This is a genomic window from Methylobacterium sp. 1030, from assembly GCF_040544715.1.
Classification (GTDB): domain Bacteria; phylum Pseudomonadota; class Alphaproteobacteria; order Rhizobiales; family Beijerinckiaceae; genus Methylobacterium.
The window spans coordinates 202094-225882 of record NZ_JBEPKM010000010.1; the positions used below are offsets into that span (position 1 = coordinate 202094).

20 protein-coding genes and 1 other annotated feature are annotated in these 23789 nt (G+C 72.6%); of the genes, 8 read left to right on the forward strand and 12 right to left on the reverse strand.

What is annotated here, in order from left to right; all coding sequences use genetic code 11:
- Position 1: 1 nt before the first annotated feature.
- From ABIC30_RS16545 to ABIC30_RS16585, 9 genes are all read right to left on the reverse strand, one after another.
- Positions 2-1018: a lipid A biosynthesis lauroyl acyltransferase gene (locus tag ABIC30_RS16545; protein WP_020094584.1), complete on the reverse strand. Its 1017-nt coding sequence runs from the start codon at positions 1016-1018 to the stop codon at positions 2-4.
- 139 nt (positions 1019-1157) lie between these two features.
- A complete protein-coding gene (locus tag ABIC30_RS16550; protein WP_020094585.1) occupies positions 1158-2180 on the reverse strand; it encodes a zinc-binding dehydrogenase in 1023 nt (340 codons plus the stop codon).
- Positions 2181-2191: 11 nt separating this feature from the next.
- A complete protein-coding gene (locus tag ABIC30_RS16555) occupies positions 2192-2479 on the reverse strand; it encodes an SH3 domain-containing protein (RefSeq protein WP_026605165.1) in 288 nt (95 codons plus the stop codon).
- Positions 2480-2511: 32 nt separating this feature from the next.
- A complete protein-coding gene (locus tag ABIC30_RS16560; protein WP_020094587.1) occupies positions 2512-3279 on the reverse strand; it encodes an SDR family oxidoreductase in 768 nt (255 codons plus the stop codon).
- Positions 3276-4559, reverse strand: coding sequence for a beta-ketoacyl-ACP synthase (locus tag ABIC30_RS16565; RefSeq protein ID WP_020094588.1), 1284 nt, complete (start codon positions 4557-4559; stop codon positions 3276-3278). Before ABIC30_RS16565 ends, ABIC30_RS16560 begins: the two co-directional genes overlap by 4 nt.
- 99 nt (positions 4560-4658) lie before the next feature.
- Positions 4659-5924 carry a Zn-dependent hydrolase gene (locus tag ABIC30_RS16570; RefSeq protein WP_419511816.1) on the reverse strand — a complete coding sequence of 422 codons (1266 nt, stop codon included), beginning with the start codon at positions 5922-5924 and terminating at the stop codon, positions 4659-4661.
- Between the two features lie 117 nt (positions 5925-6041).
- Entirely contained in the window at positions 6042-6503 is a 462-nt protein-coding gene (locus ABIC30_RS16575; RefSeq protein ID WP_020094590.1) for a tellurite resistance TerB family protein, read from the reverse strand.
- Between the two features lie 230 nt (positions 6504-6733).
- On the reverse strand, positions 6734-7900 hold the full coding sequence (locus ABIC30_RS16580) for a carboxylate-amine ligase (RefSeq protein ID WP_020094591.1): 1167 nt from the start codon (positions 7898-7900) through the stop codon (positions 6734-6736).
- 90 nt (positions 7901-7990) lie between these two features.
- The gene (locus tag ABIC30_RS16585) at positions 7991-9508 is read right to left on the reverse strand and encodes a CYTH and CHAD domain-containing protein (RefSeq protein ID WP_020094592.1); all 1518 of its coding nucleotides are present in this window, start codon (positions 9506-9508) and stop codon (positions 7991-7993) included.
- Positions 9509-9883: 375 nt separating this feature from the next.
- Between ABIC30_RS16585 and selB the strand changes: the two genes are divergently transcribed.
- Complete coding sequence (gene selB / locus ABIC30_RS16590; RefSeq protein WP_234082317.1) at positions 9884-11821, forward strand: selenocysteine-specific translation elongation factor; 1938 nt, start codon at positions 9884-9886, stop codon at positions 11819-11821.
- Between the two features lie 85 nt (positions 11822-11906).
- Here the strand turns inward: selB and ABIC30_RS16595 are convergent, their stop codons facing one another.
- The 3 genes from ABIC30_RS16595 to ABIC30_RS16605 all read right to left on the reverse strand — a co-directional run bounded on the left by ABIC30_RS16595 (position 11907) and on the right by ABIC30_RS16605 (position 13808).
- Entirely contained in the window at positions 11907-12212 is a 306-nt protein-coding gene (locus tag ABIC30_RS16595; RefSeq protein ID WP_026605167.1) for a hypothetical protein, read from the reverse strand.
- Between the two features lie 98 nt (positions 12213-12310).
- Positions 12311-12589: an MSMEG_0570 family nitrogen starvation response protein gene (locus ABIC30_RS16600; protein ID WP_026605168.1), complete on the reverse strand. Its 279-nt coding sequence runs from the start codon at positions 12587-12589 to the stop codon at positions 12311-12313.
- On the reverse strand, positions 12582-13808 hold the full coding sequence (locus ABIC30_RS16605) for an MSMEG_0565 family glycosyltransferase (protein ID WP_020094596.1): 1227 nt from the start codon (positions 13806-13808) through the stop codon (positions 12582-12584). Before ABIC30_RS16605 ends, ABIC30_RS16600 begins: the two co-directional genes overlap by 8 nt.
- A gap of 333 nt (positions 13809-14141) precedes the next feature.
- On the opposite strand from ABIC30_RS16605, the gene ABIC30_RS16610 reads away from it, so the two are divergent.
- From ABIC30_RS16610 to ABIC30_RS16640, 7 genes are all read left to right on the forward strand, one after another.
- Positions 14142-14951, forward strand: coding sequence for an SGNH/GDSL hydrolase family protein (locus ABIC30_RS16610; RefSeq protein ID WP_020094597.1), 810 nt, complete (start codon positions 14142-14144; stop codon positions 14949-14951).
- A gap of 124 nt (positions 14952-15075) precedes the next feature.
- Complete coding sequence (gene hslV / locus ABIC30_RS16615; RefSeq protein ID WP_020094598.1) at positions 15076-15603, forward strand: ATP-dependent protease subunit HslV; 528 nt, start codon at positions 15076-15078, stop codon at positions 15601-15603.
- A gap of 470 nt (positions 15604-16073) precedes the next feature.
- The gene (locus tag ABIC30_RS16620) at positions 16074-17762 is read left to right on the forward strand and encodes a methyl-accepting chemotaxis protein (protein ID WP_020094599.1); all 1689 of its coding nucleotides are present in this window, start codon (positions 16074-16076) and stop codon (positions 17760-17762) included.
- A 148-nt stretch (positions 17763-17910) separates the two neighbouring features.
- On the forward strand, positions 17911-19581 hold the full coding sequence (locus tag ABIC30_RS16625) for a methyl-accepting chemotaxis protein (protein WP_020094600.1): 1671 nt from the start codon (positions 17911-17913) through the stop codon (positions 19579-19581).
- Positions 19582-19710: 129 nt separating this feature from the next.
- Positions 19711-19766 (forward strand) — a sequence feature (sul1 is cis-regulatory element that is thought to sense ions involved in sulfur or methionine metabolism; They are found in Alphaproteobacteria).
- Between the two features lie 60 nt (positions 19767-19826).
- Positions 19827-21323, forward strand: a complete 1497-nt coding sequence (locus ABIC30_RS16630) for a SulP family inorganic anion transporter (protein WP_020094601.1) — start codon at positions 19827-19829, stop codon at positions 21321-21323.
- A 100-nt stretch (positions 21324-21423) separates the two neighbouring features.
- Entirely contained in the window at positions 21424-22737 is a 1314-nt protein-coding gene (hslU, locus tag ABIC30_RS16635; RefSeq protein ID WP_020094602.1) for an ATP-dependent protease ATPase subunit HslU, read from the forward strand.
- Positions 22738-22898: 161 nt separating this feature from the next.
- Positions 22899-23786 carry an EamA family transporter gene (locus ABIC30_RS16640; protein ID WP_354455768.1) on the forward strand — a complete coding sequence of 296 codons (888 nt, stop codon included), beginning with the start codon at positions 22899-22901 and terminating at the stop codon, positions 23784-23786.
- The last annotated feature ends 3 nt before the right edge of the window (positions 23787-23789 follow it).

Consider the following 23789-nt stretch of genomic DNA (forward strand, 5'->3'; position numbering starts at 1 on the left):
ATCAGACCGTCTGCGAGGCCGAAGGTGAAATCACGTTGGCTTGAGAGATCTCTACTGTCGGTTGAAGTGGCGCCGGCGCCACTCTCGGCTTGGGCAGCATGTCGGGCCGCCAGCGGCGATGCATCCACAGCCACTGGCCGGGGTTCTCCCGCACCCAGCCCTCGACCACGGCCGTCATCGCCTGCATGGCGCCGGCGACGTCGATGGTCCCGTCGGCCGCCCTGGGCAGGTCCAGGGGCGGCGTCAGCTCGAGGCGGAAGCGGCCCTCCGGCAGGCGCACGACGCGCACGCCGTGCACCGGGCAGTCGTAGTGGCGGGCGAGCTTGGCCAAGAGGGGGTTGGCGAGGCATGGCCGGCCGAGGAACTCCACCACGACGCCGCGGGTGAAGTGCTGGTCGATCAGTTGACCCAGGTGGCCGCCGGTCTCGACCACGTCGCGCATGGCGAAGACGGCGCCCGGCGTGGAGGCGGCGAGCCCGCCCATCGTCCGGCGGCGGACCTCCTGGACGAGGCGCGCGGCGGCGGGGTTGTTCGGCGGCCGGAACACCGCGGTGGCGTCCAGGCCGAAACGGGCCGCGCAGATCGCCGGCAATTCCCAGTTCGCCAGATGCGCCGAGAAGATCAGACCGGGCCGGCCATCGTCGCGCAGGGCGTAGAAGTGCTCGATCCCGGCGACCTCCGTCCGCAAGTCGCCGGTGGCGGCGGGATCGTAATCGAACAGGCTGTCGAGATGGGCGTACTCGGCCCCCGTCCGGCCGAGATTGTCCCAGGCCTCCAGGGCGATCCGCTTCCGCTCCGCCTCCGACATGTCGGGGAAGGCCGCCCGGAGGTTCGCCATCGCCGTGCGGTGCGCCGGCAGGAGCGGTCCGAGGGTTCGCAGGAGCGCGGCGCCGAGTGCCGTGGACCGGACCGGCCCGAGGATCCGGGCCAGCAGCACCAGGGCGCGGATCACCGGGATCATCGCGAAGCCCGCGAGGCGCGGGTACGACCGTTTGAGCAGGAGGGCGAGACGCAGCACAGTCGATTCCAGAGAACGGTACGGGCGGCCCCCCAGCGCACCCGTACAGCGACGTTTACGACAAGTCTCCCGCAGCGCGAAATGCGGATCGCCGCACCCGGTGACGGTGCGGCGCCGGGCGGGTGCGCCGCTGCCGGCGCTACAGGCTGACGAGGATCTTGCCGAACACCCGGCGCGATTCGAGGCGCTCCAGACCCTGCGCGAAATCCGCCAGCGGGTACACGGTATCCACCACCGGTCGAATGCCCGCTTCCATCTTGGCGAGGGCCTGCCCGATATTCGCGAGCGAGCAGCCGAACGAGCCGGTGATGCGGTACTGCTGCTGGAACAGCTGCATCAGGTTCATGGTCGCCGAGACGCCCGAGGTCGATCCGCAGGTCACGAGTCGGCCGCCGCGCTTCAGGCAGAGCAGGGAGCCGTTCCAGGTATCGGCGCCGACATGCTCGAACACCACGTCGACGCCCTTGCGCTTCGTGAGCCGGCGGACCTCGCCCTCGAAGCGCTCGGTGCGGTAGTTGATGACGTGGTCGGCGCCGAGCTCGGCGGCCTTGCGACCCTTCTCGTCGTCGCCGACCGTCGTGTAGACGGTGCAGCCGATCGCCTTGGCCATGCGGATCGCCGCGGTCCCGATCCCGGAGCCGCCGGCATGGACCAACACGCTCTCGCCGGGCTCAAGGCGCGCGTTGTCGAACAGCATGTGCTGGACCGTGCCGAAGGCGATGCCCGCACAGGCGGCGTCGGTGTCGCTGACGCCGTCCGGCACCTTCACGACGAGGCGGGCCGGCATGGTCACCAACTCCCGGGCGAAGCCGTCGAGATGGAAGCCCATCACGCCGGACACGTCCTCGCAGAGGTTGTCGCGCCCCTCGCGGCAGGCCTTGCACTTGCCGCAGGTCATGGCGCCGTACGGCACGACCCGGTCGCCCGCGACGAGGCCGGTGACGCCCGCCCCGACCGACTCGACGATCCCGGCCGCCTCCGCGCCGACGATCAGCGGCATCTTCCGCTTGGCGAAGGCCATGCCGCGGAAGCCCCAGACGTCGATGAAGTTGAGGCCGACCGCGCGGATGCGGATCCGGACCTCGCCGGCGCCGGGCGCGGGCGGCGGCTCGATCTCGGTGAGGCGCAGGTCGCGGTCGCCGAACAGTTGGAGGGCTCGCATCGTGTCTCTCGTCACTCCGGCGCCAGGTAGCGCCGCCGCGCCCATCCGAGGGCGCGTCCGGCCTTCACCCGGCACCACGTGGTGCGGCTCGGCGTGTCGTTGGTGCAGCCGAAGACCAGGGCGCGGCTGCGGATCTCACCGATCTGCTCGGCGGACGGGTCCGGCTCGGCGCGGATGCTGAGCGGCTCGCCCGGCGGCAGGCCGGAAATTCGGTAGACCTGCGGCTCCGCCCGGGCGTCGCCCGGGGCCAGGAGAGCCGCGCCGCAGAGGGCGGCGGTGAGGGCGAGGCTGGCGCGCATCGGCAGAATCGTCCGGTTCGGCGGCGCCACCGTCAGGTCCGGTGGACACCCATCATGGCGGTCAGGCCGCCATCGACGGGCAGCACGGTCCCGGTGATGTAGGATGCCCCCTCGCCCATCAGGAAGGCCGCCAGCGCCGCGACATCCTCGGGCCGCCCGAAGCGGCCGGCGGGAATCTGGCGCTCCATCCCGTCGCGGTAGGCGGCGTAGCGCTCCATCATGGCGGTGTCGACGAAGCCCGGGGCGATGACGTTGACGGTCACGCCGCGCTTGGCGGTCTCGATCGCCAGGGTGCGGCAATAGGCGATGAGCGCGCCCTTGGTCGCCGCGTAGGCGGCGTTGCCGGCATTGGCCCGCAGGGCGGCCACGGAGCCGACCGCCACGATGCGGCCCGCGCGCGCCCGGGTCATCTCCCGCACCAGCGCCTTGGCGAGGCGCGTCAGCGAGAAGAAGTTGACCTGCATGGCGGCCTCGGCCCGCTCCTGATCGAGCATCGCCGCGAGGGCGTCGCAGGACTGGCCGGCATTGTGGACGAGGCCGTAATAGCCCGCGGCCTCGGCGGTCTCGCAGAAGGTGTCCAGCGCGGCCCGGTCGGCGAGGTCGACGGGATGGGCCGCGAAGGACCGGTCCGGGTAGGTCGTCCGCAGCTCGGCCAGCAGCGCCTGCGCGGCCTCGGCCGAGGCGCGGTAGGTGAAGTCGACGCCGAGGCCGGATCCCGCCAGCGCGCGGACGATCGCGGCGCCGATGCCGGACGCGCCGCCGGTCACGAGGACCCGGCGCGGGGTGTCGGCGGCGCTCACGCGGGCTCCGCGCCGAGGACCAGGCAGGTGTTCTGGCCGCCGAAGCCGAACGAGTTCGACAGCACGGTCCGCACCGGCAGATCGCGGGCGGTCTCCACGATGTCGAGGGCGATGGTCGGGTCCGGCACGCGGTGGTTGATGGTCGGCGGGATGCGGCCGTGGCGGATGGTCAGCAGCGAGACCGCCGCCTCGATGGCGCCGGCCGCCGTGAGGGTGTGGCCGATCATCGACTTGTTGGAGGTGACCGGCAGGGCGGCCGCGCGGTCGCCGAACACGGCCGCGAGGCCCAGGGCCTCCATCTTGTCGTTCTCCGGCGTCGAGGTGCCGTGCGCGTTCACCGTGTCGATCGCCTCGGCCGCCACACCGGCATCGTCCAGGCTCGCCCGGATCGCCGCGATGATCGGCGCGCCGTCGGGGCTGGACCGGGTGCGGTGGAAGCCGTCGCCCTTCTCGCCGCAGCCGAGGACGTAGCCGAGGATCGCGGCGCCGCGCGCGACGGCGACCTCGGCGTCCTCCAGCACCAGGGCGGCCGCGCCCTCGCCCATGACGAACCCGTCCCGGTCCTTCGAGAACGGCTTCGAGGCGGTCGCGGGCTCGTCGTTGCGGGTCGAGAGCGCCGAGAGCAGCGAGAAGCGGATCAGCGATTCCGGGTTCACCGAGCCGTCCGTGCCGATGCAGAGCGCCGCCGCGGTCTCGCCGCGCCGGATCGCCTCGACGCCGAGCTGGATCGCCGTGGCCCCCGACGAGCAGGCGGTCGAGAGCGAGATCGGCGAGCCCTTCGTGCCGAAGCGGTCAGCGATGCGATCGGCGACCGTGCCGAAGATGAACAGGTCGTGCCAGGGATCGAAGCGGCGCGTCGCCGCCGCCCGCAGGAGGCCGGCGTAGTCGACCGGGCCGTCGCCGCCCGCGGCCTCGGCCAGGGCCTGCCGCTGCGGCCACTCCATCTCGACCGGCGGGACCGCGATGAACAGGGCGCCCGGGAAATCGCCCCTGGCGCCGATCCCGGCCTGCGCCACCGCCTCCTCGGCGGCGACGGCGGCGAACCGCTCGGACAGGAGCGGCGCGACGAGCGGATCGGTGTCGAGGAAGTCCACCGTCCCGGCGATGCGGGTGCGCAGCGTGTCGGTCGGGAACCGCGCGATCGCGTGGATGCCCGACCGGCCCTCGGTCATGGCCGCCCACGTGTCGGCCTGTCCCTGACCGAGGGAGGAGACGACGCCGATGCCGGTGACCGCGACGAGCGGCCGGCCCCTGGCGTCGCGGTAGGATCGCGCGCTCATGGAGCGGTCCTTACGGGATTTTCCGCCGCGGTACACCTCCGCGCGGGCGGTGCGGCGCGCCCGGCGCCGGGACGACGGGCGCCGTCCCGGCGGGAAGCCTCAGGCGCGCGGCGCGTTGGCGAGGCGGAGCACCGTCTGCAGCAGGACGTCGGCGCCGGCGGCGCAGTCGGCCTGCGTGGCCGATTCCGACTCGTTGTGGCTGACGCCGTCCTTGCACGGCACGAAGATCATCGCCGCCGGGACCTTCGCGGCGAGGTTGCAGGCGTCGTGGCCGGCGCCCGAGATGATCCGGCGGCGCGGATGCCCCAGGCTCTCGGCGGACGCGTCGATCGCCGCCACGATCGCGGGGTCGAACGGCACCGGCTCCTTCCGCCAGATCCGGGTCAGCGCGATCTCCAGATGGCGCCGCGCCGCGATCTCGGCGGCCGCCTCGCCGAGCGCCGCCTCCATCGCGTCGAGGGTCTCGGAGCGCGGATCGCGCACGTCCACCGTGAAGGCGACCCGGCCCGGCACGACGTTGCGGGAGGGCGCCAGGATCGCGGCCTCGCCGATCGTCGCCACCGCGGTGGGCGCGTGGCCCAGCGCGATCCGCTCGGCGGCCAGGGCGAATTCCGAGAGCGCGAGCAGCGCGTCGCGGCGGCGCGGCATCGGCGTCGTCCCGGCGTGGCTCTCGAAGCCGGTGATCACGCCGTCGAACCACATGATGCCCTGGCCGCCCTCGACCACGCCGATGGTCTTGCCCTCGGCCTCCAGGATGGGCCCCTGCTCGATGTGCAGTTCGACGAAGGCGCCGATCTCCCGCGTGCCGACGGCCTCCACCCCGCGGTAGCCGATGGCGTCGAGGGCCTCCGCCACCGTGGTGCCGGCGGCGTCGCGCTTGGCCAGGATCTCGTCCGTGGTGAAGTCGCCCGCGTAGGCCGCCGAGGCCATCATGGCGGGGGCGAAGCGCGAGCCCTCCTCGTTGGTCCAGTTGACCACGAGGAGCGGCGCCTCGGTCTCGATGCCGGCATCGTTCAGGCTGCGCATCACCTCGAGCCCCGCCAGCACGCCGAGGACCCCGTCGAACTTGCCGCCGGTCGGCTGGGTGTCGAGGTGCGAGCCGAAGGCGATCGGCTTGCGGCCCATGTCGCGGCCCGGCCGCAGGGCGTACTGCGTGCCGAGCGCGTCGACCGACACGGTGAGCCCGGCCGCCTCGCAGGCCTCCCGGAACCAGTCGCGGACCTGGCCGTCCTCGGCCGAGAGCGTCAGGCGGTTGATGCCGCCGGCCGGCGTGCCGCCGAATTGCGCGGTCTCCAGGATCGTCGCCCAGAGGCGCGCTCCGTCGGCGCGCAGGTTGTGGGTCTTGCTGAGGCTCATCTCGGCCATGCCGGTTCCTTTCACGGCGGATCGCCGTGCGACGCTGACGTTATAGGCGGGCGCGGCCGACTTCGCAGCGCTCCCACCACGCGCACCCGAGAGCAACCGCGGTGCCAACCGGGCCGGTCAGGCCAGCGGGCGCCGCACCGGGTTGGCGCGCAGGAGCGCGATCGCGTCGACCCGGAGGGCGACGGCGATCTCGCCGAGAGCGCCCGCCTCGATGTTGCTGATCCCGTCCTGGTCGGCGACGTCCGCGGCGATCAGGAAGACGTTCTCGCGCTGGGCCGCGGGCCGCTCGGCGACCGCCGCGACGTGGCGCAGGTTCTCGGCCCGGCCGAGGCGGGTGCGAGCCCGGGCGATGCCCTCGTAGAGCTCCGTCTCCAGCATGAGCGCGTCGTAGCCCTTCATCAGGACCGGGTCGGCCTTCAGGCCATGCAGGGCGGCGTCGAATTCGGGGCCCGCGACCTCGCCGTCGGCCACGATGACGTTGGCGGCGGCCGAGACCGCCGCGAGCATCAACGCCTTGTCGCCGGCATAGGCCGTCACGGTACGGCCGACATGGCCGAAGAGGTCGCGCAGGAGGCTCATTCCGGAGGGTCGGCCGCGGAGTCGGGGTGGCTGCTGGGACGCGAGGGATAGCAGAGGACGGCACGGAGGGAACCCGTCGCCGCGCGACCGGCCATAAAGGCGCGCGGTACCGGCGGCCAGACATCCTTCGGCAACATGGCCATGCGACTCATACGGCCGACCGCGTCCTCGAGCGCGGCCGACGGAACGCGGCCTCGACGATCCCCCCTCAGCCGGTTCCGCGCCCGTCGTCACGCCGCCGGAGCGATGTTCGGGTGCCCCCCAGGCCCGGACCTCGAGCCGGCGGCGGTCTCCGCCGCGAGATGATCGACCACCGCCGACAGAGCCGCGCGCTCCCGCGCGCCCGACCGGCGCGCGGCCGCGAACACGCCCATCTGCCTGTCGGCGCTGGTCCCCTCCGCCACGATCCGCGCCGCGTGCCCGCAGGCGGCGGCGCAGCCCAGCGCCTCGGCATCCTCGGCGATGTCGGCGAGAAGGGTCTCGACCAGCGCGGAGACCGGCACCGTCCGGACCTGCGCCTCGTCGATGAGCGTCGCGCGCACGCCGTCGCACTCGGCCCGCCAGAGATTCTCCATGACGAAGCCGCGGGAGGCGGCGGTCAGGCCGGCATTGAGCCGCTTGTCCCGGACCACCCGGCGCACGAGGCAGCGGAACAGCGCGGCGATGCACAGCGCGTCGTCGAGGCGCGTGCAGCTGTCGGCGACCCGCAGTTCGAGGGTCGGATATTTCAGCGACGCGCGCACGTGCCACCAGAGATAGCTGGCATCCGCGATGGCGCCCGAGCGGGTCATCACGTCGACGTAGCGGGCGTAGTCGTCGGCATCGGCGAACAGCTCGGGCACGCCCGTGCGCGGCAGCTCGGCGTAGGCGCGCATCCGGTAGCCGGCGAGGCCGGTCAGTTGCCCCTGCCAGAACGGCGAGCCGGTGGAGAGCGCGAGCAGCACCGGCAGGTAGGGCAGCAGCCGGTTGATCAGCCCGACCCGCGCCTCGGGGTCCGGGACCTCCACGTGGACGTGAAGGCCGCAGACGAGGTTGCGCCGGCCGAGCATCCGGAGGTCGGCCATGATCCCGTGGTATCGGGCCTTGTCGGTGGGGCGCTGGTCACGCCACCGGGCGATCGGATGCGTGCCCGCGGCGAAGGTCAGGATCCCGCGCTCGGCGCCGATCTCCGCGAGGCTGCCGCGCAGATCCGCGAGATGCCCCCGTGCCTCGGCGAGATCGGCGGTCGGCGGCGAGGCCACCTCAACCTGGCACTGGAGCTGCTCGCGCTCGGCGTCGTCGAGGCGGGCCCGCACGGCGGCATGGAAGGCCCGGAGGCCGGCCCGCGGCGTGCCGCGCGTGCGCGCATCGGCCAGGAAGAACTCCTCCTCGATGCCGAACCTGTAGGCGTGGGCCATCCGCGCTCCCTGCCCCGGACGGGCCGATCCGCGTCCGGCGAACGCCGCCGCACCGGCCGGGTTCCGACCGGGCCGGCGGCGCGAGAAGCCTCAGCGCCAGAAGGGCTTGACGTCGAGGAGCTCGGACCGTGCGTCCGCGGCCTCGTCGAGCAATTTCTGTGCCCCCGGATCGTCGGAACCCGGCATCGGCGGTCCCGACAGGCTCTCGGTCATCGCCCGGGCCGTCTCCAGATCGTTGAGCGCGCCGAGATGGTCCTGCAGGTCGGAGAGCGCGGCGCCGAACTTCTCCTGCCGGCGGACCGCCTTCTTCTTCCGGTAGAGACCGGCGAAGAACTCCGCGCCGTAGCGGAGCTTCTTGGCGGCGATCCGCGCCCGGTGCCGCGTGTGCGGATCGAGGTGCCGGAGGCCGCGCCCGCGCTTCTTGAGGCGCGCGCGCGCCTTGTCGAGCACCTGCGCGGCGAAGTGGCGCCCGTCGACGGCCGCGTCGGGGCCGGCGGCCCAGGAGCCCGCCTCGACCCAGCCGGCGAAGTCGATGACGAGCGCGCGCCATTGCGGGCTCTCGAGGGTCTCCGAGACCGCGTCGTACGCGGTGGCGCGCTCCGCCTCGGCGCGCGCGCGCAGGGCGTCCAGGCCGGGCTCGTCGGGGCGCTGTTCCGCGAGATCCGGCAGCGTGTCGCTCAGGAATACGTCGAGGTTGCGGGCGTGGCCGAAGGGCTCGGTGACGCGCTTGATCTCGTCGTTGAAGCCGGCCGCCCGGGGATCGCTCTCCAGCATGGGCCCGAACAGCGACAGCGCCGAGCGCAGGCGGCGCAGGGAGACGCGGATCTGGTGGAGCGCCTCGGGCGGGCGGCCGCCTTCCAGGAAGGCGGTCTCGTTGAGGCGCATGTGGCGCAGGCAGGCGCGCGCCACCCGGCGGAAGACCTCCCCGGCGCTCGCGCCCTCGGGCAGTTCCACCGCCTCGGCCTTCACGACGCCGGGCTCGATCCCGTCGAGGAGCGCGTAGCCGACCGCGCTCTTGGCTTTCACGCCGAGGCGCAGCGGCACGGTCTCGGCCAGCTCCCGCGCCAGCGCGAACAGGTCGGCCGGATCGCCGGACTGGAGTTCCAGCTCGACCTCGCAGAGCGGCGCGACGCCCGAGTCGGTCTCGACATGGCCCTCGTCGAGGGTGACGAGCACGCGCGACTCGCCCTGCGCGACCGGGATCTCTCGGCGCTGCACCACGGTGGCGAACAGCCGCTCCAGCGGCGCGTCGGCCTCGCGCAGGATCGGCCCGGCGGCCGTGTCGGCCCAGGCCGCGGGCTCCGGCGCCTGCCCGGCGATCTCGCTCTCCCACTCGGCCCGGTCGAACAGGCCAACGCCGCCGCTCCCGGCCTTCACGGTCTGGATATGGCGGTCGCCCTTGGCGCGGACGCGCAGGGTCAGGCCGTTCTTCCGGAGCGCGCGATCGGGCGTGTCGTAGTAGGTCGTCACCAGGGATTCGGGCTCGGTCGCCGACGCGTCCTTCAACCGGGGATGGGACGCGAGCGCCGTCAGATCCGGCCCGGCGCAGTCGAGCTTCAGCTCGACCTCGCGGGGCTCCGCCGCGGCGTGGCTATCGGTGTCGCTCATACGCTCCTCTTCGTCGCCTGCCCCGGCTAACGAGCCAGGGATGGGCTCCGGTTGCATCGCATCCTGCGTCGCATCTCGCGGAGCCGGCATCGGGGCGTGACCGTCCGACGCACCCGCGGCAGCAAAGGCGGCGGCGCCGCCGTCGTCAAGCTGGGACGGGACCGGTCGCCCGCGGCGGATGGATGCTGCGCTGCGTTAAAATCGCGCTTTCCCAAAACGGCACGGCGTGGCAAGACAAATTGTCCACAATCCATCTGCCTCGCAGCCCCGGCCCCGACCGCCCGGAGGCGCACACGGCGCCGCGACGCGCCGGCGCGGCGGATTCCCCTTCGAGCGAGCGGTGCGCCCCTTGTGGACGGCGGCACCGCGGAGAAGATGCGGTCGGTGGCTGCTTTGAAGACACTCCTCGTCGGCGTGATCGGGCACGTCGATCACGGCAAGACGGCGCTCGTCCGCGCGCTCACCGGCGTCGAGACCGACCGGCTCAAGGAAGAGCGCGCCCGCGGCGTGTCCATCGTGCCGGGCTTCGCGCTGCTGACCGCCGCGCAGGGCGAGATCGACCTCGTCGACCTGCCGGGCCACGAACGGTTCGTCCGCGCCATGATCTCCGGCGCCACCGGCATGCGGGCCGTTCTGCTGGCGGTCGACGCCCACGAGGGCATCAAGCCGCAGACGGTGGAGCATCTCGAGATCGCCGCCCTCATCGGCGTCCGCCGCGGTGTCCTGGCGCTGACCAAGGCGGACCTCGCGACGCGCGAGACCGTGGCCGCGCGCGCCGCCGAGATCGCCGCAGCGGCCGCCCGGGCCGGGATCGAGGCCGGCCCGGTCATCGCCACCTCGACCGTGACGGGCGACGGCCTGCCGGAGCTCGCCGCCGCCCTCTCGGCGCTGGTGGCGGAGACGGAACCGGTCCGCGACGACGGCTTCCCCTACCTTCCGGTCGACCGGGTCTTCTCCCGGCCGGGCTTCGGCACCGTCGTGACCGGGACGCTGCGACGCGGGCCGCTCGCGGTCGGCGACACCGTCGAGATCGCCCCCGGCGGCCGCACCGCCACGGTGCGCGGCCTGCAGATCCACGGGCGCGCGGTCGAGCGCGCCGAGCCGGGGCGCCGCACGGCGGTCGCCCTGCGCGGCATCGACCTCGACCAGATCGCCCGTGGGCAGGCGCTGTCGCTGCCGGGCCTGCTCGCGCAGAGCCCGTGGCTCGACGTGGCGATCACCGCGGCCGCGAGCCTGCCGGACGCCCTGGCAGGCGGCACGGCCTGCCGCCTGCTCTTCGGCACCACCGAGGTCGAGGCGCGGCTGCGGCTGCTCGACTGCGACGCCCTGGAGCCGGGCGCCAGTACCCAGGCGCAGCTCCACCTCGGCGAACCGGTGGCGGTGCCGGCGCGGGAGCCCTTCGTGCTGCGGCTCGATTCGCCCTCCGTCACGGTGGCGGGCGGCCGGATCCTCGACCCGGCGAGCCGCCGCCGCCGGCGCCACGATCCCCGGGTCATGGCCGACCTCGCCGCCCTGGCGGCGGGCGGTCCCGCCGAGGCGATCACGGTCCGCCTCGGGCAGCTCGGCGCGGCCGGGGCACCGCTCAACGAGCTCGCCCGGATCGCCGGTATCGCGCCGGACCGCGCTCGGCAGGCGCTCTCCGAAGACGGTGCCCGCGCGATCGGCGACCGCTTCGTCGGGGCCGCGGCCTTCGAGGCGCTGCGCACCGGCACGCTGGCCGCCCTGGCACACCATCACCGCGACTACCCGATGGAGCACGGCATCGCCCTGGAGCGCCTGTCCCGCGCCCTGGCGCTGCCCGAGGCGGTGACCGGCGCGGTCCTGCGCGACCTCGCGGCCGCCGGCGGCGTCGCCCAGGCGGGCGCCCTGTGGCGGCGGGCCGAGTTCGACCCCGCGCGGAACGAGAGCGAGGCCGCCCGCCGGCTGGAGCAGGTCTTCCGCCGCGCCGGCCTCAGCCCGCCCGACGAGGCCGAGGCCATCGGCCGGGACGTGCGCCGCCGCGAGGCGCTGACCTACCTCGTGGGAGCCGGCACGGTGATCCGCGCCGTCGACCGGGTGCAGCGCCGCGCCGTGCTGTTCCACCGGGAAGCGGTGGCCACCGCCAAGAGCCGCCTGATCGACGCCTTCCCGACGGCGCGGACGGCGGAGACCGGATTCCTGGCCCGCGAGGCCGGTGCGACCCTGGGAATCTCACGCAAGTTCTCGATCCCGCTGCTGGAGCACCTCGACGCCACGGGCTTCACCCGCCGGGCCGGGGATCGTCGGGTGATCGTCGCCCTCGAACCCGGTCGGGCGGTCCCGGACGCCGGCTGACGCGGCGCGCTCGCTGCGCCGGCGTCCCGCACTTCACCCCCCTCTTCCACGCTCGAGAAACGCGGCAGCGCGATCGGGAACGGTGCTAGTCGTCCACACCCAACCAGTCGCCGCGTCCGGGCTCGTAGCAGGTGTACCCGATCAGGCAGCTCGGGTTGTCGCGGGTCGGCCGAAAGGCGCGCCGCGCGATCTCGGTGGGCTCGCAGAACGAGCGGTCGCGGACGAACCGGTCGTAGGTCATGCCGCCGGTCCCGAGGACGAGCGCTCCGCGCGCCTGGATGAGGCGGATCGTCTGCTGACAGGTCATCGCCGTGCTAGACGGCCGCGTCTGCGCCGCCGCGGGTGACGCGGCCAGCACCAGCACCAGCACTGCCGCAATCCGGGTCATCATCGCCTAGGCCTCCGCGCGCCGTGGGTCCTGCGGACAACCCGGCGCGCCGCTGGTCCGCGCCGCGTCGCCTCGCCGCACGGCGATGCCGCGGGCCCTCATCAGTCCTCGAAGGCCTCGACGTGGACGGTCCCGGGCTCCTGGCGGCGGGCGCCCTCCTCGATCCGGGCGAGCTGCGCCTGCGCGCGGCCGCACGGGAACCCGTAGCGGGCGCGGACGCGCTCGCTGGCGATGCCCAGGGCCAGCCGGGTCAGCGCGACGAACTCGTCGAGCGGGTAGTCCTGCCCGACCGCGAGGTGGTCCTTGATCACCAGCGACGGCGAGTAGCAGGCCTCGCGGGTCCCGTCCGGCCACCGGATATGGAAGCGCATCTCAGGCATCGCGCGGGACCCGCAGCGTGTTCCAGGCCGCCGCCCCCGTGGCCGCGGCCATCAACGGCGCGTCCCCGGGCGCGAGTTCCGCGTAGGTCGGCAGGTGGCGCGCCGCGCAGGCGTCCCAGACATGCGCCCGGGCGACCTCTCGGCCGGCATTGCGCAGCCGCGCCCGCCGGCTCGGCTCCAGGCTCGCCCGCATGGCCGACGCAATGGCGTCGGTGTCGTCCGGGTTCACCGACAGGGCTTCGCCGGGGGCGATATACTCGGTGAAGGGCGGCCGGCCCGACACGATCACCGGCGTTCCGCAGGCCATCGCCTCGAGAACGCACAGACCGTAGCTCTCGGCGAGTGAGGGAGAGACCAGGGTGTCGGCGAGGCGGTAGAGGCCCGGCATGTCCGCCTGCGCCACGGCGCCGGTTCGGATCACCGGCAGCCCGGGCCCGACCTCGAGCCCCTCGCGCTCGAGCGTGGCGCAGCACCGGGCCTCGTAGCCGGCCTGATCGAGAGGCGGCGCGGCGCCGGCCACGACCAGCTGCGCGTCGGGGCAGGTTTGGCGCAGGGCCGCGAAGGCCTCGATGATCGCCAGCGTGTTCCTGCGCGCCTCGAAGCCGCCGACGCTGAGGAAGACCGGGCCGCCGCCGAGGCCGAGGCGGCGGCGGAGCGCGTCGTCTTCCGGCCCGGGATCGGGCGTGAAGGCCGCCCCGTCGACGCCCGTGCCGACCACGTCGGCCCGGGCGCCGTACTCGGCCGCCAGCGTCGCCGCCCAGGTCCGGCTGACGCAGAGCAGGCGCCCGGCATCGAGGATCGCCCGCTCCTCCCACTGCGCGAGCCGCGGATCCGTGAACGTGTCGATCCGGTGGACCGTGCGCACGAAGCCCGGGATCAGGCGGCGCCGGGTCAGGGTGGCGAGCGCGTTGCCGCTGATCCGGCACTGGGCGTGGAAGACGTCGAAGTCGCAGGCGGCGGGCGTCGAGAAATGCGCCAGGTAGTCGGCGATCCGGGCGCCGACCAGCGCGGCGGCCGGTCCCGCGACCGGCTTGGCCGCGACCGAGATCACCGGACACTGCGCCGCGCGGAAGAAGCCGCCGCCGGTCGGGTCGGGCGCGTGGACCACCGCCTCGTGGCCGAGCCTGCCCAGGGCCTCCCCGAGAGCCAGAGCATGGACCACGCCGCCGCGCGGGTCGGTCGAGTGCGTGAGGATCGCGATGCGCAAGCGGTCGACCATGGGACGGCTCACGGAGCCCCGCAGCCGGTCGGGGGACGCGCCGCGGCCCCGACCGCGCGCTCCGCCGCCCTCTCGGAGACGCGTCGGGGTTTGTTCTGCATGGTTCATGCCGACTCGGCGTCGGGCGTGCGGGTGCCGCGACGCCAACGTCGCTGGGGTCGACCCGCCGCGCCGATGTTGCCGGGAATCCTCGGGCAAGGGCGCGCCTCCCCACTCATGCCTAATTTTGCGTTACGAATTCAGTGCGTTTTCAAACTCTGCCCGGAACCGCTCTTTTCAGGGCCCTGTGTCAGATTGTATCTACCGCTCACGAGAGCCGGAGCCGTCGGTCCCGTGTCCAAGACGCTGAACACTGTCTTCCCCGCCCGCAGGATGCTGCGCCGCCTGGGCTTGTTGGGCGCCCTCTTGGTCCTTCCGACGGCGGTCCTCGCCTACGCGGACCTGCTGCCTGAATCCCTGGACATGCTGGGCTTCGACCTGGGCGACAGCCCGGACCTGCCCCACGTCGCTCGCCAGATCGCCATCGGCGCCCCGCTCAAGATCGTCGCCTTCGGGTCGTCCTCGACGGAGGGCGTGGGCGCGTCGACCCCGGCCAACGCCTACCCGGCCCGCCTGCAGATCGACCTGCGCAAGAAGCTGCACGGGATGGACGTGGCGGTCATCAACCGCGGCATCGGCGGCGAGCACGTCGACGACATGCTGGCGCGCCTCGACCGCGACGTAATCGCGGCCGAGCCCCAGCTCGTTATCTGGCAGACGGGCAGCAACGACCCGCTGCGCGGCGTGTCGCTCGACCATTTCCGCGAGGCCACCGTGTCGGCGATCCGCCGGATCCGGGAGGCCGGCATCGACGTGGTGCTGATGGAGCCGCAATGGTGCCCGAAGCTCGAATCCACGCCGGGCGCCTCGCGCTTCCGCGACGCGGTGCGCAGCATCGGCGACGAGCTCGACGTGCCGGTGATCCGCCGGGCCGACCTGATGCACGGCTGGGTGCGCGAGGGTAAGCTGACGACCAAACAGCTCTTCGCCGCCGACGGCCTGCACATGGCCGACCGCGGCTACGCGCTCCTGGCCGAGGCCGCCGCGCAGTCGATCCTGCAGGATGCCGGCCCGGTGCGCAGCCCCGAGGCAGTCGCCGAGTAGGCGCGCGATACCGGCACCGGCTGGACTCGGCCGGCGAAGCTCCCCATCTCGGCGCGATCGAGAGCGGAGCCGAATCTTGAGCCAGGACGCATTCAGGTACGACGACCGGGGCGCCGTCCCCCAGATGCACGCGACCACGATCCTGATGGTCCGCAAGGGCGGCCGCGTCGTCATCGGCGGCGACGGTCAGGTCAGCCTCGGCCAGACCATCGTGAAGGGGAACGCCCGCAAGGTCCGGCGCCTCGCCAAGGGCGCGGTGATCGGCGGCTTCGCTGGCGCCACCGCGGACGCGTTCACGCTGTTCGAGCGCCTCGAAGCCAAGCTGGAGCAGTATCCCGGTCAGCTGACCCGGGCCTGCGTGGAACTCACCAAGGATTGGCGGACGGACCGCTACCTGCGCCGGCTCGAGGCGATGATGCTGGTCGCCGACCGCGAGGTCAGCCTGCTCCTGTCGGGCTCGGGCGACGTGCTGGAGCCCGAGAGCGGCGTCATGGCCATCGGGTCTGGCGGCAATTACGCCTTGGCGGCCGCCCGCGCGCTGGAGGACGGCGACCTCGACGCCGAGGCGATCGTGCGGCGGGCCATGACGATCGCCGCCGAGATCTGCGTCTACACCAACGGAAACCTCGTCATCGAGGCGCTGGATACCTGAGACCGGGCCGGGCGGAGCCGAGTTCGCCGGCTCCGCCGCCGTCGCCGTGCGCTCGATCGCACACGGTGTGCCCGCGTCGCCCGGATCCCGTCGCGGGCGCACGCGCATCGGCGCGGGGTCTGCCCGGCTGAACGCGGGTCATCACAGCTTCCGCGCGAAACGCGCCGCGGGCGAATACGCTACGGCGCCGGTCTTCGCATCCTGCAAACCTTCCTCGAAGCCGCGCACGAATCGTAGCGCCGCAACGAAATCCGGCCCGACGCCTCTTATCTCAGGTTGTACTCGCCGACGACAACAGTGCGCGGGACGATCACCGACGCTCGATTGCTGACAGCAGGTTTTCAACCGCCGTTCAACCGGGTTCATCCGGGCGATACAGCCCGCTGTAAGACAAAATTTACAGCGTATAATTTATCACAACCGCCAGGGAACCAAATCCGAATTCCCGAATGGGGCCCTGGGGACTGAAAATGCGCTCGATCAACGATGTCCGGATCGTAACGAAGCTGACTGCCGCATTCGGCAGCCTGGCGGCGGTCACGGTGGGGATCAGCGCCATCGGATACAGTCACCTGTCTTCGATCGAGCGCGTCAATCATCTCACGGAGCACTCCTATCAGGTCATCTCCGCCCTCGACGGCCTCACGCAGGCGATGGTCAATCAGGAGACGGGCCTGCGCGGCTACCTGATCGCGGGCGATCCGAAATTTCTGGAGCCGCTCCGCGCCGGCCAGAAGTCCTTCAAGGTGTCGCTGGAGAGCGCCAAGTCGCTCACCGCCGACAACGCCGCCCAGCAGGCGCGCCTGGAGGCCGTGCGCGGCTCGGCGGAGACATGGTCGAACGATATCGCCGCCAAGGAGATGGCCCTCGTCGAGGCGGGGAACCTCGACAAGGCCCGGCAGATCGAGGCGAGCGGCGCCGGCAAGGCGTCCATGGACGCCCTGCGCGCCAAGATCGGCGAGGCCGAGAAAGCGGAGCGCGACCTCCTCGCCGCCCGAAGCGACGAGCAGGCGCGCTCCTTCGGCGCCGCCTACCTCGCGAGCCTGCTCGGCAGCGTCGCCAGCGTCGTCATCGCGGGGCTGCTGGCCTTCCTCGTCTTCGCCATGCTGACCCGCCCCCTCGGCCGCCTCGTGGCCGTGCTGCAGCGCATGGCCCGCGGCGAGATCGAGGCCGAGATCAAGGAGGCCGCCCGCGGCGACGAGATCGGCGCGGTCGGGCGTGCCGTGGACGGGATCAAGGCGATGGTCGCCAAGAAGGCCGCGGAGGAGGCCGAGATGAAGCGGATCGCCGACGCGGCCGCCGCGGCCGAGCGGCGCCGGACCATGATCGAACTCGCCGACAGCTTCGATCGCGCGGTCGGCGGCATCGTCGGCATGGTCTCGTCCTCGGCCACCGAGCTGCAGGCGACCGCCCGGACCATGTCGGCGACGGCGTCCCAGACCTCGAGCCAGTCGAACACGGTCGCGGCGGCCGCCGAGGAGGCCGCCTCCAACGTCAACACCGTCGCGGCCGCGGCCGAGGAACTCGGCTCGTCGGTGCAGGAGATCGGCCGGCAGGTGGACGGCTCGGCGCATCTGGCGCAGCGGGCCGTCTCCGACGCCGATCAGACCGGCGCGCTCGTCCAGGAACTGAGCAATTCCGTGTCGCGGATCGGCGACGTGGTCGGGTTGATCTCCAACATCGCCGGCCAGACCAACCTGCTTGCCCTCAACGCCACCATCGAGGCGGCCCGCGCCGGGGCCGCCGGCAAGGGCTTCGCGGTCGTCGCCTCCGAGGTGAAGGCCCTGGCCGAGCAGACTGCCAAGGCGACGCACGAGATCTCCGGCCAGATCGCGCAGATCCAGGCCTCGACCGGGCAGGCGGTGACGTCGATCGCCGGCATCACGGACCGGATCCGCGAGATCAGCGGCGTCGCCACCTCGATCGCCGCCGCGGTCGAGGAACAGGGTGCGGCGACCCAGGAGATCGTCCGCAACGTCGCGCAGGCGGCCGTCGGCGCCGGCGAGGTCACGAGCAACATCTCCGGCGTGGCCGGCGCGGCCGAGGAGACCGGCGTCGCCGCCGGCCAGGTCCTCGACGCGGCCTCGGAGCTGTCCCGGCAATCCGAGCACCTGACTGCGGAGGTCAGCCGCTTCCTCGACACCGTCCGGGCGGCCTGATCGGGTCGGGCGCGGCGCCCGCCGCGCCCCTTTTTCATCAGGACCCTGCTCAGAGGCGTGACAAATAATTCCGGATCAGCTCAGTTTACGACGTCTTGACGAATAACCGGCATTTTGACGCCAATCGCGTCTCGACGGTCGGATAGCAATGAAAATCGGCGGAAAACTCCTGAGCTTCGTCGGCGCCTGCAGCCTGACGACGCTGGTCGTAGCAGGGGTCAGCGTCGCGACGCTGAAGAGCTTCGAGCGCTCGCTGACGAGCGTCGAGAGCGCGTCGATCCGGGCGCTCGACGCCGCGAACTTCAACCGCCTCGCCGCCGAAGTCACCATGGACTCGCGCGGCGTCTACGCCTCCGCCGACCGCGCGGAAGCCGCGAAGTACACCGCCGGGATCCGCAAGGGTCTCGCCGAGATGGACGCGCTGCGGGCCGACTGGGCACCGCGGGTGACCGAGGCCGAGCGGCCGCTCTTCGAGACGATGGTGCGCAACGCCGACGCGTTCCGCGCCCTCCGCAGCGCCCTCGCGGACGCGGGCGACACGACCGGCCCCAAGGCGGCCGCGGAGCTCGGGTTCAACGACGCCAACCGGGCAAACCGCAAGGCCTTCCAGGCCAGCATCGACGCCCTGGTGAAGCAGGGCCGGGGCGAGATGGCGGCGATCAAGGCCGACACCCAGGCCCTGTTCGAGACGCGCACCCTCCTCCTGCTCGGCCTCGCCCTGATCGGCACCGTGATCTGCTGCGCCCTCGGCCTGCTCATCGGTCAGCGGCAGATCGCCCGGCCGCTGCGGGCGGTCTCGGACGCGATCCAACGCCTCTCGCGCGGCGACCACACCCTGCCCGCCGTCAAGCCGGGACGCGACGAGATCGGCGCGATCTGGACGAGCATGCAGGTCTTCAGCGACACGATGCGGGAGGCCGAGGGCCTGCGGCACGAGCACCAGCGGCTGGAGGCCGACACGGCGACGCGCAAGCGCGCCGAGATGGCCGGGCTCGCCGAGCGGTTCCAGGGCAGCATCGGCGGACTCGTCGAGCACCTCGCCGGGGCCGCCGCCGGGCTGGAGCGTGCCGCCGCGACCATGGCGGGCAACGCTGAGCACGCCGGCACGCAGTCGCAGGCGGTCACCCGCGCCGCCGAGACGACGGCCCACAACGTCGAGGCCGTCGCCGCCGCCACCGAGGAGCTCGCCGCCACCGCCAGCGAGATCGGCGTCCAGGTGACCCAGACCTCGACGGCCGCCGAGAGCGCCGTCGAGGCGACGCGGCGGACCCGGGCGAGCGTCCAGGCCCTCGCCCGCAGCGCCGACGGGATCGGGCAGGTCGTCTCCCTCATCTCCACCATCGCCGGGCAGACCAACCTGCTGGCGCTCAACGCCACGATCGAGGCGGCGCGGGCCGGCGAGGCCGGGCGCGGCTTCGCGGTCGTCGCCACCGAGGTGAAGGATCTCGCGACGCAGACCGCCAAGGCCACCGAGGAGATCGCCGGGCAGATCGCCGCGATGCGGACCGCGACCCACGACGCCGTCGCGGCGATCGAGGAGATCGGCGGCACGATCGAGCAGGTCCACGGGATCGCCCTCGGCGTGGCCGCCGCCGTCGAGGAGCAGCAGCTGGCGACCCAGGAGATCGCCCGCAGCGTCTCCGAGGCCGCCAGCGGCACCCGCGCCGTCACGGACACGATGGCGCTGGTCCTGGGCGCGGCCCGCGAGACGGGCGCCAGCGCTGCGGAAGTCCTCGACGCCGCCGCCGACATCGCGCGCCGCTCGAACGGGCTCGGCGGCGAGGTCGCGGGCTTCGTGACCCAGGTCCGCGCGGCCTGAGGCGGCCGGACCGACGCGCCGGTCATTTCAGAACCGCGGAGCCGGACCCGCGATGACGGAGGCGTCGCCGAGCGTTTCCCGCCACGTTGTTGCATTGCAGCGCGCGCGCCCCTAGGGTCGGCGCATTCGCAAGGACCCGGTGAAAGCCCGGGTGGCTCTTCCGGCCGCCGATCCGCCGGACCACGCATTCGAGACGCGCTCTGACCCGCCAGCGACGCGGGCACGCCGCTCGTGCGGATTCATCGATGTCAACACACGCAGCCCGGAACGCCGGATATCTCCGGTCGTGGACCTCCAACCTGCGCGGCGACACCCTGTCGGGGATCGTCGTCGCCCTCGCGCTGATCCCAGAGGCCATCGGCTTCTCGGTCATCGCTGGGGTCGACCCGAAGGTCGGCCTCTACGCCTCGGTCGTCATCGCCTGCACCATCGCCTTCGCCGGCGGTCGCCCGGCCATGGTCTCGGCCGCCACCGCCGCCACCGCGGTGGTGATGGTCGACCTCGTGCGCGAGCACGGCGTCCAGTACCTCTTCGCCGCCACGATCCTGATGGGCGTCATCCAGATCCTGGCCGGGTTGCTCAGGCTGGGCCGGCTGATGCGGTTCGTCTCGCAATCGGTGATGACCGGTTTCGTCAACGCGCTGGCGATCCTGATCTTCCTGGCGCAGTTGCCCGAGCTCACCGGGGTCACGCCGGCGACCTACGGGCTGATCGCCCTCGGTCTGGCGATCATCTACGGATTCCCGCGGCTCACCCGCGCGATCCCGTCGCCGCTCGTGGCCATCGCCGTCCTGACGGCGATCACCGCGATCTTCCACCTCGACGTGCGCACGGTCGCCCATCTCGGCGCCCTGCCCTCGACGCTGCCGAGCTTCGCCCTGCCGGACGTGCCCCTCACCCTCGAGACCCTGCGGATCCTCCTGCCCTACGCGGCGACGCTCGCCGCGGTCGGCCTGCTGGAGAGCCTGCTCACGGCGCAGATCGTCGACGACATGACCGACACGGCCAGCGACAAGAATCGCGAGTGCATGGGCCAGGGCGTGGCCAACATGGCCTCGGCCCTGTTCGGCGGCATGGGCGGCTGCGCGATGATCGGCCAGTCGGTGATCAACGTCTCGTCGGGTGCCCGCGGGCGCCTCTCGACGCTCGTGGCCGGCGCATTCCTGCTGGTGCTCCTCGTGGCACTGCAGGACCTGCTGGCCGTCGTGCCGGTGGCGGCGCTGACGGCCGTGATGATCATGGTCTCGATCAACACCTTCTCGTGGCGCTCGCTGCTGCGGCTGCGCACCAACCCGCTGCCCTCCTCAGCGGTGATGCTGGCGACCGTCCTGGTCGTGGTCGCCACCAAGGATCTCGCGATCGGCGTGCTGGTCGGCGTGCTGCTGTCCGGCGTGTTCTTCGCCGGCAAGGTCGCCCGGCTCAACCGGATCACGTCCGCCCTCTCGGCCGACGGCGGCACCCGGACCTACACCGTCACCGGGCAAGTGTTCTTCGCCTCGGCCAGCACCTTCTCGGAGGCGATCGACGTGCTGGAGCCGGTCGAGCGCCTCGTGATCGACGTCCACGCGGCGCATTTCTGGGACATCTCGGCCATTGCGGCCCTCGACCGGGTGGTGCTCAAGGCCCGCGCCCGGGGCCGCGACGTGACGGTCATCGGCCTCAACGAGGCCAGCGCGACCCTGGTGGAGCGGTTCGGCCGGCACGACAAGGGCGACGCCGCGGCGGTCCCGGCGGCGCACTGAGGCGGCGACCGGCCGACGCGTGGCCCCTTGCGCGGGGCCGCGCGCGACCCCATTCCCGGCGCGGGGCCGTTTTCGGGCCGGGAACAGGGATGGCAAAGCGGTGACGACGTTCTCTCCCCGCGAGATCGTGTCCGAACTCGATCGGTTCATCGTCGGGCAACACGACGCCAAGCGCGCCGTGGCGATCGCGCTGCGCAACCGATGGCGCCGCCAGCAGCTGACCGGTCCGCTCCGCGAGGAGGTCGCGCCCAAGAACATCCTGATGATCGGGCCGACCGGCTGCGGCAAGACCGAGATCGCCCGCCGCCTCGCCCGGCTCGCCAACGCGCCGTTCCTGAAGGTCGAGGCCACCAAATTCACCGAGGTCGGCTACGTCGGCCGCGACGTCGAGCAGATCGTCCGCGACCTCGTCGAGGTGGCGATCGGCCTGACGCGGCAGGTGAAGCGCGAGGGCGTCAAGGCCAAGGCCGAGGCGGCCGCCGAGAACCGGATCCTCGACGCGCTCGTCGGGCCGACGGCGAGCCAGGCCACCCGCGACAGCTTCCGGCGCAAGCTCCGCAACAGCGAGCTTGACGACAAGGAAGTGGAGCTGGAACTGACCTCCGGCGCCCCCGCGGGCATGCCGATGTTCGAGATTCCCGGCGTTCCGGGCGCCTCGATGGGCGCGATCAACATCGGCGACATGCTCGGCAAGGCGCTCGGCGGCCAGCGTGGCAAGCCGCGCCGTGTGCTGGTGCGGGACGCCTACGCGCCGCTGATGGCCGAGGAATCCGACAAGCTCGTCGACGACGAGGTGCTCGTCCGCGAGGCGATCCGCGAGGTCGAGAACAACGGCATCGTCTTCCTCGACGAGATCGACAAGATCTGCGCCCGCGAGGGCCGCTCGTCCGGCGACGTCTCGCGCGAGGGCGTGCAGCGCGACCTGCTGCCGCTGATCGAGGGGACGACCGTCGCGACCAAGCACGGGCCGGTGAAGACCGACCACGTGCTGTTCATCGCCTCTGGCGCCTTCCACGTCTCGAAGCCGGCGGACCTCCTCCCCGAACTGCAGGGCCGCCTGCCGATCCGGGTGGAATTGCAGCCGCTGACGGTGGACGATTTCAAGCAGATCCTGACCGCCACCGAGGCGAGCCTTCTCAAGCAGACGGTCGCGCTGATGGAGACGGAGGGCGTCACCCTCACCTTCTCCGACGACGCCGTGGACGCCCTCGCGCGGGTCGCCGTGGAGGTGAACTCCTCGGTGGAGAATATCGGCGCGCGCCGGCTCCAGACGGTGCTGGAGCGGGTGATCGACGAGATCTCCTTCACCGCCACCGATCGGTCCGGCGAGACGGTGCCGATCGACGCGGCCTACGTGCGCGACCGGGTGCAGGATCTGGCCTCGAACGCGGATCTGAGCCGCTTCATCCTGTAAGGGCCGGTCACGGACGACGCCGGGCCGGCGGACGCTCCGCTGGCCCGGGACGGCGAGCCGTGCGCGAGGATGGCGTGTGCCATGAGGCCGAGCGTGGGCCGCGGCGGCCCCGGCATCTGCTATGCCCGCGCCGGATCCCGGTCCTCAGGAATGTCGCCCCCGTGTCACGCAACAGGTTCGGCCTCGGCGATACGGTGCTGTCCGTGGCGGCGCTGGTCACCGGCATGGTGTCGCTCCAGTGCGGCGCGACCTTCGCCAAAAGCCTGTTCCCAGCGCTGGGCGCGGCGGGGACCTCGGCCCTCCGGGTCGGCTTCTCGGCGCTGATCCTGATCGCCGTCTGGCGGCCCTGGCGGCGCAGCCTCCCGGCACGCGAGGCCGGCTGGATCGCCCTCTACGGGACGGCCCTCGGGCTGATGAACCTCCTGTTCTACCTCGCGCTGGCACGGCTGCCGCTCGGGCCGGCCGTGGCCATCGAATTCGTCGGGCCGCTGGCGGTCGCGCTGATCGCGTCGCGCCGCCGCTCGGATTTCCTGTGGATCGGCGTGGCGGTGGCCGGGCTCGCGCTGCTGCTGCCGATCGCCGGCGCGGACGGCCTCGACCCGGTCGGCGTCGCCCTCGATCTCGGCGCGGCCTTGTGCTGGGCGCTCTACATCCTGTTCGGGCAGCGCGCGGGGCGGATCGACGGCGGCCAGGCCGTGTCCCTGGGCATGCTGACGGCGGCCCTCGTCGTGACGCCGTTCGGCGTGGCGGAGGCCGGACCGGCCCTGCTCGCGCCCGGACTCCTCATCGCCGGCTTCGCGGTGGCGCTGCTGTCGAGCGCCCTGCCCTACTCACTGGAGATGGTCGCCCTGCGCCGCCTGGACCGGAAGAGCTTCGGCGTGCTGATGAGCCTGGAGCCCGCCGTGGCGGCCTGCGCGGGTCTGGTCCTGCTGGGAGAGCGAATCAGCGCCGTCCAGTGGCTGGCGATCGCGCTGGTGATCGCGGCATCGGTGGGAATCACCGTGAGCGCGCGGCGCGCGGCTCCGCCGGCGGCCGTCCTGGAAGCCTGATCC